At 58.2% G+C, this 8778-nt stretch carries 10 protein-coding genes; 4 read left to right on the forward strand and 6 right to left on the reverse strand.

Annotation, left to right across the window (positions count from 1 at the left end; translation table 11 throughout):
- The first annotated feature begins 149 nt into the window (after positions 1-149).
- The 4 genes from AC5DC2_RS14390 to AC5DC2_RS14405 all read left to right on the forward strand — a co-directional run bounded on the left by AC5DC2_RS14390 (position 150) and on the right by AC5DC2_RS14405 (position 4151).
- A complete protein-coding gene (locus tag AC5DC2_RS14390; protein WP_491698967.1) occupies positions 150-473 on the forward strand; it encodes a hypothetical protein in 324 nt (107 codons plus the stop codon).
- 826 nt (positions 474-1299) lie between these two features.
- Positions 1300-2664 (forward strand): DUF1800 domain-containing protein, encoded by a 1365-nt coding sequence (locus tag AC5DC2_RS14395; RefSeq protein WP_491698968.1) that lies wholly within the window; start codon positions 1300-1302, stop codon positions 2662-2664.
- 10 nt (positions 2665-2674) lie between these two features.
- Positions 2675-3844 carry a DUF1501 domain-containing protein gene (locus tag AC5DC2_RS14400; RefSeq protein ID WP_491698969.1) on the forward strand — a complete coding sequence of 390 codons (1170 nt, stop codon included), beginning with the start codon at positions 2675-2677 and terminating at the stop codon, positions 3842-3844.
- 100 nt (positions 3845-3944) lie between these two features.
- Complete coding sequence (locus AC5DC2_RS14405) at positions 3945-4151, forward strand: hypothetical protein (RefSeq protein WP_491698970.1); 207 nt, start codon at positions 3945-3947, stop codon at positions 4149-4151.
- 254 nt (positions 4152-4405) lie between these two features.
- Here the strand turns inward: AC5DC2_RS14405 and AC5DC2_RS14410 are convergent, their stop codons facing one another.
- The 6 genes from AC5DC2_RS14410 to AC5DC2_RS14435 all read right to left on the reverse strand — a co-directional run.
- Entirely contained in the window at positions 4406-5194 is a 789-nt protein-coding gene (locus tag AC5DC2_RS14410; RefSeq protein ID WP_491698971.1) for a MetQ/NlpA family ABC transporter substrate-binding protein, read from the reverse strand.
- A gap of 186 nt (positions 5195-5380) precedes the next feature.
- Positions 5381-6049, reverse strand: coding sequence for a methionine ABC transporter permease (locus AC5DC2_RS14415; RefSeq protein WP_272211544.1), 669 nt, complete (start codon positions 6047-6049; stop codon positions 5381-5383).
- A complete protein-coding gene (locus AC5DC2_RS14420; RefSeq protein WP_491698973.1) occupies positions 6039-7082 on the reverse strand; it encodes a methionine ABC transporter ATP-binding protein in 1044 nt (347 codons plus the stop codon). The genes AC5DC2_RS14415 and AC5DC2_RS14420 overlap by 11 nt, the downstream gene beginning before the upstream one ends.
- A gap of 602 nt (positions 7083-7684) precedes the next feature.
- Positions 7685-8038 carry a VOC family protein gene (locus AC5DC2_RS14425; RefSeq protein ID WP_024709502.1) on the reverse strand — a complete coding sequence of 118 codons (354 nt, stop codon included), beginning with the start codon at positions 8036-8038 and terminating at the stop codon, positions 7685-7687.
- Positions 8035-8235: a VOC family protein gene (locus AC5DC2_RS14430; RefSeq protein WP_152534612.1), complete on the reverse strand. Its 201-nt coding sequence runs from the start codon at positions 8233-8235 to the stop codon at positions 8035-8037. Before AC5DC2_RS14430 ends, AC5DC2_RS14425 begins: the two co-directional genes overlap by 4 nt.
- Positions 8236-8585: 350 nt before the next feature.
- Positions 8586-8778: hypothetical protein (locus tag AC5DC2_RS14435; RefSeq protein ID WP_491698972.1), on the reverse strand; the 193-nt coding region annotated here is incomplete at its 5' end.

Here is an 8778-nt window from a genome sequence, read left to right on the forward strand (position 1 = left end):
CCCGGACTGCATTTATGCGCAGCCCTGGACGATCGCCGCCTATCCCGCCCCGCTCGATGCCTGGGCGGGTAACATGATCCAGTGGGTCTTCTATGTCGGCTCGGGCGTTGCCGGGCTGCGCGCAATCATCAAATAACGAGGGCAAGGGCATGACGGTCGATCTCGCGCGTCATCTGGGAGAGGTTCAGGGCAAGCTCGATGCCTTGATCCGCAAGGTGGACGAAAACCGCAGCGGCAATGATGAAATTCACGACCGGCTGAACACAGTCGAGCACCAGAACGAACGTCTGCTCGAACAGAACAAGGCTCTGTCAAAGCGGATCGGCGAAACCGAGGAGTTCGTCGCAGAATATCAGAAGATCAAGCAGATCGGCCGCGGCTATATCCTCGGCGCCGCCATGGCCGGGACCGGGTTTGGGGTGTGGCTCTCGGATGGGCTGATGCAGGTGCTCAAGGCGCTGAAGGGCGGGTAGTCAGCATCCAACCGGAAGGACAGGCCTTTCCAGCAGTCTGTGTCTTAGCGTGGGGCCGGTGAAGTCTGCAGGACTACTTGTGACGTCGAGGTCTCTTCGTAAGTTGCCGCAACCGATGAAGCTCACAGGCCTGCTGAACCTGGGTTTCAGGTAACCCTGTAGCCGCTGCAGCAGCTCGAATATCTCCGCCGAGATTGACTATGGCGATCGCCCTGTCGAGTTCGTTGTTTCTCTTATGACGGCGGCGCTTGGGTTTGTCTCTATTGATCATGCCCGGACGACGTTCGGCGCTCATAGCGCCATTCTGATGCCGGCGAAGAGGAAGCCCCCCGCGCCGAGTATTCCGGCGTACCAGAACCAGATGCGGTTATAAATCGGCGTTGAGCGAAAACAGTAGGGGCATTTCGTTGCCCCCAGCTTCAGAGAGTAGTGACAACTGCAACGAAACAGACGCTTGTTCAATTTGGAGCCCCCAGTCGAAGTTGGGTGCATCTTATAAGGGATGAGAAATCGACGTCAATCTAGGATTACATTCATTTGCGAAAATCTAGGGCCGGTGAAGCGAACACTTCACCGGCTTTTTTCCGTCTGGGTATCTGACGGCCTATGGCTCACCAGAACTGAAACTACGACATCGTCCCGTTGAGTGCTATACGATTTGGTCGGTGTCGGTTTGGTCATTCAACGGTCCTATTATTGCAACATTGTTTCCGCAATTCGCATGTAAGTTGCTGAATACGAATTGCATGACGGGCAAGAGCTTTGAGCTGAAGCTACTGTTGATCTCGTCGTGCTTAGTAAACCGCAGCAAACATAAAAGAGTACGATGATATCTAGGCAATCCGCTATATCGGCGGTGCGGTTCGGCTATGGGCTCCGGCCAGGCGAAAACGCGCCCAGCACCCCGGAAGGGATCGCACGACAACTGCGCTCTGCGAAGTCGGAAGTGCTGCTGTTTCCATGCGAGGGAGCCCAAGCCGTCAGAGAACGGGCGATCCGGACATTCAACAAGAGACGCGATGCCCGAAAGAGTCTGGAGGGCGAACTGTTGCGCGATGCGCTGAGAGCCATTCGTCAGGATAACAACCAGCGTTTTCGTGAGGATGTCAACGCCAGGATCGCTCAGTCTGTAGCCTCTCCTAATGGCTTTAGTGAACGGCTTTCGAGCTTCTGGACGGACCATTTCTCTGTGTCGTTTAGAAAAAACGAAGATATGAGGCTTTTCACGCCGCTCTTCGAGGCGGAGGCGATACGTCCCAACCTGGACGGCAACTTTGCCACGCTGCTGAAATCGGCAACCTTGCACCCTGCAATGCTCTTCTATCTCGACCAATGGCTTTCTGTAGGACCCAATTCGGCTCGGGCCGGAAAACGTGGATTGAACGAAAATCATGGCCGCGAGTTGCTGGAACTGCACACGATGGGTGCCGGCTCCGGCTACACGCAGACGGACGTGCGTCAAGCAGCATTTCTTCTCACGGGCCTCACTGTTGATCGCATTGCCGCAAGAACGATCTTCGACGGCAAACGTGCGGAGCCGGGTTCGTTTTCTATCTTAGATAAATCGTACGGGGCTGAGAGGGACGATATCGTCGAGATCGAGATGTTTCTTGATGACCTTGCGACACGACCGGAGACTGCTCGGTATATCAGCGGCAAGCTAGCGCGTTATTTTCTTTCCGAAAATCCTCCCTCTGACGTGGTGTCGAACATGATTGCGGTCTGGACGCGGACAGGCGGTAATCTATTGGCAGTTTATGAGGCGATGCTTTCGGCGTCGAAAGCACTTGCTATGCCGCCTCAGAATATCAAGCAACCTTTCGATTACGTTGTTTCGTCACTGCGAGCGCTGGGGGTAGACGGGAACTCACTTGTTGTTGACCGAAAGCTGGGAAACTTGGTCAGCTATTGGTTGCAAAGACTGGGCCAGCCTGTCTGGGACCCACCCAGTCCTGAGGGGTTTGAAAGCGGCCGAGCAAGCTGGGTGAATGGAAATCAGTTGGCGGGGCGTATCGTCATTGCGAGAAACATCGTTCGCAAATTCGGGAGAGCCCCTGATCCTTCCCTATTGGCCGAGCATGCTCTCGGACCGTTACTGACCGAGAATACCAAGACACTCGTGGAGCGGGCACCGAACCGGATGGCCGCTGTAACCCTGGTTTTGGCCTCACCGGAGTTCAACCTTCGCTAGGAGTAATGCGATGTCCATTACATTCAATCCTACACGGCGAGCCTTACTTGGCGGTGCGTGTTCTCTTGCTGCGATGCCGCTGACGACGCGCTTTGCCCTTGCTGAGGGCAACGGCGACAACAGGTTTGTAGCCATCATATTGCGTGGGGCCATGGACGGGCTTGATCTGGTTCAGCCCTATGGCGATCCTGCCTTCCGTGTCTTGCGTCCCGAACTCGCGATGACGCCGGACAGCGGGCTCTATGATCTCGACGGCTATTTCGGTCTTCATCCGGCGGCCCGAGACCTCTACCCGCTGTGGAGGCGTGGAGAACTGAGCTTCGTTCACGCAGTTTCGACGCCCTATCGCAATGCCCGTAGCCATTTTGACGGACAGGACATTCTGGAGACTGGTGGAAACGGTCGGGCAGGCCAAGATGGGTGGCTCAACAGGGCAATCGGACTATCGCAGCAAGGCCGCCTCAGGGCTATTGACGTCGCATCAGAGTCGGATCTCATACTTCAGGGCGAACAAGATGCCGAGATGTGGTCGCCGAAAGCCGATGTGCCGATTGCAGCCGATGAGATCCAGTTCTTTGAGGCGCTCTATTCCCGCGACAAGGACTTTGCCCGCGCATTCCGGCAGGCTCGAAGTGCAGACATGAGCGCCGACGAAATTTTCGCAGGCGAAAAGATCGAGGCCTCGACCGAAGGGCTGGCGAGGTTGGCGGGCGGTTTTCTGAGAGAAAATTACCGGATTGCTGCATTTTCGATCAATGGATGGGATACCCATGCCGGCCAGTCCGACCTTTTCGCTCGATCGGCCAATAATCTTTCGACTGCAATAATGACCCTGCGGCGCGAGATGGGCCCGGCTGCGTGGAGCAAAACGGTGGTTCTCGCAATGACGGAGTTCGGGCGTACGGCGCGTCAGAACGGTACCGGTGGAACTGATCACGGGACAGGAGGGTGCGCGGTTGTCGCCGGCGGTGCCTTTCCGGGTGGACGGGTCATGGGGCAGTGGCCAGGTGTCGGTGACGGCGAACTTTATGCAAATCGTGACCTAATGCCCACGGGTGACATTCGTGAGGTGGCTGCGGCGATGCTGTATCGACAGTTCGGTTTTGATGCAGCCGCGCTTTCCACCAATATTTTTCCCGGGCTCGATTTCTCAGCGTCATCCGTATTCGTGCGAGCGTGACATCCGGTACGGACTTTATAATGACAGGCAATCTCTCAGTTATCTGAGATTCCAAATAGTCGTGAGTTAGCTTGGGCCCAAGCGCGCCGGCTTTGCCGAAATGGCGGAGCGCCTCGCGGGGATCAAGGGCCGGTTTATCCTGTCGCTGAATGACCGACCGGAGGTGCGCGAGAACTTCTCGGCGTTTCGGTTCGTCGACGTGAAGTTCGACTACACGATCGGCAGCGGCGAGCAGAAGGCCGTGGGCGAGGTCGTCATTCTGGATGTCAAGGATATTCACCGAGACCGAAACCTTCCTCTGTTCTAAATCCAAATCAATGATCAGGCCGCCGGTTGATCGACGGCCAATGCTCAGGCCACGTGTCGCGAGGCCCATCTGCGGCGTATCTATGGAGCCTTAACGACCACGGCCTTGTCAAAGAAGAACCCACCTCTGAAAGCTTCGCCGAGGGAGCATATGATTGCTGCCTCGGCGAGAGACGGTCGTTGCTGCGGGAACGCCTTTCACCGCGAAAGCCGGGCGCTGTGCGGCAGAGACATTTCCCGTTCATGACGGTCTGGTCAGAAGACCGGGACGACCGCGCCGCCATAGGTATTTTCGATGAAGCTGCGAATCTCATCGGATTGATAGATTTCGACGAACTGCTTGACCCAGTCGGCGCCCGCATCCTCCGTGCGTGCGACGATTACGTTGGCGTAGGGGCTGTCAGGGCTCTCGATGGCGATCGAGTCCTCGATCGGGTTAAAGCCGGCATCGAGCGCATAATTGGTGTTGATCGCGGCGACCGAAACATCATTGAGAACGCGCGGCAGCTGTGCCGCGTCCAGTTCGAGAATCTCGATGTTCTTGGGATTTTCAACGATATCCAGCGGCGTAGCCTTCAGGCCGGCGCCATCGGCAAGCTTGATGACGCCCTTGGCCTGCAGCAGGAGCAGCGCACGGCCGCCATTGGTCGGATCGTTCGGGATCGCCACACGGCTGTTTTCCGGAATGTCATCGACGCTTTCGACCTTTTCGGAGTAGATACCCATCGGTGTGATGATCGTCTTGCCGACGGCTTTCAGGTCGTAGCCGCGATCGGCAACCTGGTTGTCGAGATACGGCACGTGCTGGAAGCTGTTGAGATCGAGGTCACCGTCATTCAGCGCCTGGTTGGGCACGACGTAATCGCTGAAGGTTGCGATCTCGACATCAAGGCCCTGTTCCTTGGCAAGCTTCTGAACCTCTTCGAGGATCTCCTCATGCGCACCGGGCGTGACGCCGACGGTGATCGTGTCCTTGGCAAGGGCTGCCCCAGCGGCAAGGCTGGATGCAATGGCAAGTACGGCAAATGGGGTTGCGAGTTTCATTTCTATTGTCCTTGACGCCGGCGCACCGGTTTCGCCGGTGCGCCGTGTTTCCTGGTAATTTTATCGATCTATCGAGCAGCCGGATGGTTCTGAAGAAATCCGGTTTCCAAAGTTGGGCCGTTGGCGCAATTTCTTGCCAACGCATAGGTCCAGGCATTCACATCGTAGGCCACTCCGACGGAGGCCTTACTGGCTCCGGTTTTTCTTGTCAAAACTGCGCGCCAGACGGTCGCCGGCGCTCTGGATGGCCTGCACCAGCACGATCAGCACGACGACAACGGCGAGCATGACGCCGGGCATGAAGCGCTGATAGCCATAGCGGATGCCGAGATCGCCAAGACCACCGCCGCCGACGGCGCCGACCATGGCGGAATAGCCGATCAGGCTGACGATGGTGAGCGTAAAGGCGAGCGTGATGGCGGGCTTCGATTCCGCCAGCAGAACCTTGATGACGATCTGCATCGGCGTCGCGCCCATGGCGCGTGCGGCCTCGATCAACCCCTTGTCGACCTCGCGGATCGCACTCTCGACCAGACGCGCGAAGAACGGGATCGTGGCGACCGTCAGCGGCACGATCGCCGCCTGGGTGCCGATCGACGTGCCCGCGACGAGCCGCGTGAACGGAATGATCGCGACCACGAGGATGATGAAGGGCGTGGACCGTGTCGCATTGACGATCAGGCCGACGATGCGGTTGAGCATCGGCGCCTGCAGCAGTTCGCCCTTGCCGCTGGTCGCCAGGAAAATGCCGATTGGCAGGCCGAGCGCGGTTCCGATCAGGCCGGAAACGATGACCATCTGCAGCGTTTGCAGCGTACCTTTGGTCAGAAGAGAGATAAGCATATCAGGCGACATAGCCGACGACCTCCGCGTTCAGACCGGTTTGGGCATAGAATTGATCCGCCTTCCGCATCACGGCCGGATCTGCCGAATAGGCGACATAGAGCGTGCCATAGGGTTCGCCGGCAATCTCGTCGACTGTACCGGCGATGATATTGACCGGACTTCCGAGCACCGCCATCAGGCGCGAGACCAATGGCTGGTCGGCAGTCTCGCCAAAGAAACGCAGGCGGATAAGCGCATTGCAGCCGGGCTTGGGGTCGGCAATTACCTGGCGGCCGATCCAATCCGGCAGGCTGCCGCCCGGCAGTGCCGCCAGCATCGAGCGGGTGGTCTCGTGCTCAGGCGCGGTGAAGACATCGAAGGTGCGGCCGCTCTCGACGATCTGGCCCTTGTCCATCACCGCGACGCGCGAGGTGACGGCCTTGACCACTTCCATTTCATGCGTGATCAGCAGCACGGTCAGGCCGAGATCGCGGTTGATCGTCTTCAGGAGACCGAGAATCTGCTGGGTCGTTTCCGGGTCGAGCGCCGATGTTGCCTCGTCCGACAAAAGCAATTTCGGCTCGGAGGCCAGCGCGCGGGCAATACCGACACGCTGCTTCTGTCCGCCGGACAGCTGCGCCGGATAATGGCGCGTGCGTTCCGAAAGCCCGACGAGGTCGATCAGCGGCTCGATCCGCCTTTTGATTTCCTGCTTTCCCATGCCCGCGATCTCGAGCGGCATGGCGACATTGTCATAGACAGTGCGCGAGGACAGCAGGTTGAAGTGCTGGAAAATCATGCCGATCGAGCGCCGGACGGAGCGAAGCGCCACCTCGTCGAGCGCCGCGACATCCGTGCCATCAACAATGACGCGGCCTTCGCTCGGACGTTCAAGACCGTTGACCAGGCGCACAAGCGTCGACTTGCCGGCGCCCGAGCGGCCGATTATCCCGGTGATCACGCCACGCGGGACACTATAGCTGATATTGTCGAGTGCTCTGAAAGCCTTCCTGCCGGTTTCACGGCTGTTGAAGGACTTGGTCACATTTTCAAAGCTGACCATCGGCGAGCCGGTTTCAGCAACCGGTCGCTCGGCCAGGCCGGAGACATGTTCTGCCATCGGATTCTCTTTTGCTGTGCTGGAAACCGGCGAGAAAACCTGCAGGAAACCGCTTGGAAAAGGTTGGCAGTCCGTTAGCACTCCGAACCGGGTGTTTTCAAATCCAAATTTCCAAATGGCCGACAAAGCGAGGGGGCGAGAGGCGATTTCGCATCCTTCAAGTTCCCGTGTTCATGACAGGGCAGAAACGGATCGCCTGCATAAGGTCGTTTTCGCGGCAAGTCCCCTCTGTCCGGACGCGCGAAAAGGGTAGGGGATTTCTGGCCAATCTGGTTTACACGACCTACAAAAAGTCCAATGTTTCTGCAAAGAGCAGTTTACAGCTAGATTGTCCAGAGCCCCTGCTTTCAAGGGGATTCGTCGTGGCCTTCTAAGCCGACGGTCGCAGGTTCGAATCCTGCAGGGGTCGCCATTTCCCCTCTTGCTGCGCCTTGCGCAATATCGCATCGGACTGACGAAGCTCCCGGTTCTCGCTCAAGAGTCCTCAACGTCTGCGCAGCGTCGCCGGGCGCGCCTGTGACACCGGACTGGCGCCTCGCAGGTCGTTACGCCAGATGCGAGAGGATGTTGATCAGCTTGCCGGTTGGGTCGGCCACGAAGAAGCGTCTGACGCCCCACGCCTCGTCCCTCAGGTCGTAAACAATGTCGCAGCCCATCCTGGCGGCGCGGGCATACACCGCGTCGACATCGTCAACTTCCACGGAAAGGTCCGGAACCGGCGCCCCGGAGCCGCCTTCGCTCATGATGCTCAACTGCGTCTTGGCCGTCAGATCCGAACCGAGGGTGACGATCCAGCCGAGATCCATGAGCAGGTCGAGGTCGAAGAGTTCGGTATAGAATGCCTGTACCTCCGGAACCGACCCTGCGGCAACATTCGCAACGATACGCCGCACGCTCATACCGTCACCCCTTGGCTCGTTATCCACAGATGGCCGAATGGATCGCGCACATGTTCTTCTCGCTTGCCGTCCCGGCGGTCCTTGACCGGAATGACAGTCTCGGCGCCCAATGCCGCTTGACAGAATGCGACGGCGGCATCGGCATCCTGAAAGATCAGGCGCGTAAAGACGGTCGTTGGTGTTGTTTTTCCCTGCATTTTCGCTCCGCTTTTATCTTGTCACCCGGGCAAGATAGGCAACGTGACGCAGCGCGTCTTGAATGAAAATCAACGGGGTCGGACATGCCCCTTGGAACACCGCCAATGGTCGGCCGTTCGAAGCGCCATCCAGAAGCGACATACCGGCAAGACTGAAGATGATCTGGCACCGTCCCGACGGCAGCACTGTCTCGAACCCAGACGCCTCGGGGTCCGAGACGCACCAGAGCTGGTCAATCAACAACCTGGCCGTCTTGTTTGCGGGATCGCGAGAAATGAGCACCGTTTCCCTCGATTTGAATCCCGCGCAATTGGACCACTAAAGTCGCGCTGAAGCAATGGAAACCGCGTCAATCAGCGTCTGCCTGCCGGGATCGCCGTCGTCGGCTGTCTGCAGGCTTCCATCTTCCGCGGTTGCGTTCGGCCAACCAGTCGGCAAGCGCGATTGCGGCGCGGCGGTTCATGCCGTGCTGCGACAGCGCCAGATAGTAGACCGAGGCATTGTCGATCCGGATATCGGACAGGCGCACCAGTTCGCCCTGC

The sequence above is a fragment of the Martelella sp. genome (assembly GCF_984369615.1).

Bases quoted from the DNA above. Each gene is read 5' to 3' on its own strand.
- AC5DC2_RS14390 (WP_491698967.1), top strand. From the start codon at position 150: ATGACGGTCGATCTCGCGCGTCATCTGGGAGAGGTTCAGGGCAAGCTC.
- AC5DC2_RS14395 (WP_491698968.1), top strand. From the start codon at position 1,300: ATGATATCTAGGCAATCCGCTATATCGGCGGTGCGGTTCGGCTATGGG.
- AC5DC2_RS14400 (WP_491698969.1), top strand. From the start codon at position 2,675: ATGTCCATTACATTCAATCCTACACGGCGAGCCTTACTTGGCGGTGCG.
- AC5DC2_RS14405 (WP_491698970.1), top strand. From the start codon at position 3,945: ATGGCGGAGCGCCTCGCGGGGATCAAGGGCCGGTTTATCCTGTCGCTG.
- AC5DC2_RS14410 (WP_491698971.1), bottom strand. From the start codon at position 5,194: ATGAAACTCGCAACCCCATTTGCCGTACTTGCCATTGCATCCAGCCTT.
- AC5DC2_RS14415 (WP_272211544.1), bottom strand. From the start codon at position 6,049: ATGTCGCCTGATATGCTTATCTCTCTTCTGACCAAAGGTACGCTGCAA.
- AC5DC2_RS14420 (WP_491698973.1), bottom strand. From the start codon at position 7,082: ATGGTCAGCTTTGAAAATGTGACCAAGTCCTTCAACAGCCGTGAAACC.
- AC5DC2_RS14425 (WP_024709502.1), bottom strand. From the start codon at position 8,038: ATGAGCGTGCGGCGTATCGTTGCGAATGTTGCCGCAGGGTCGGTTCCG.
- AC5DC2_RS14430 (WP_152534612.1), bottom strand. From the start codon at position 8,235: ATGCAGGGAAAAACAACACCAACGACCGTCTTTACGCGCCTGATCTTT.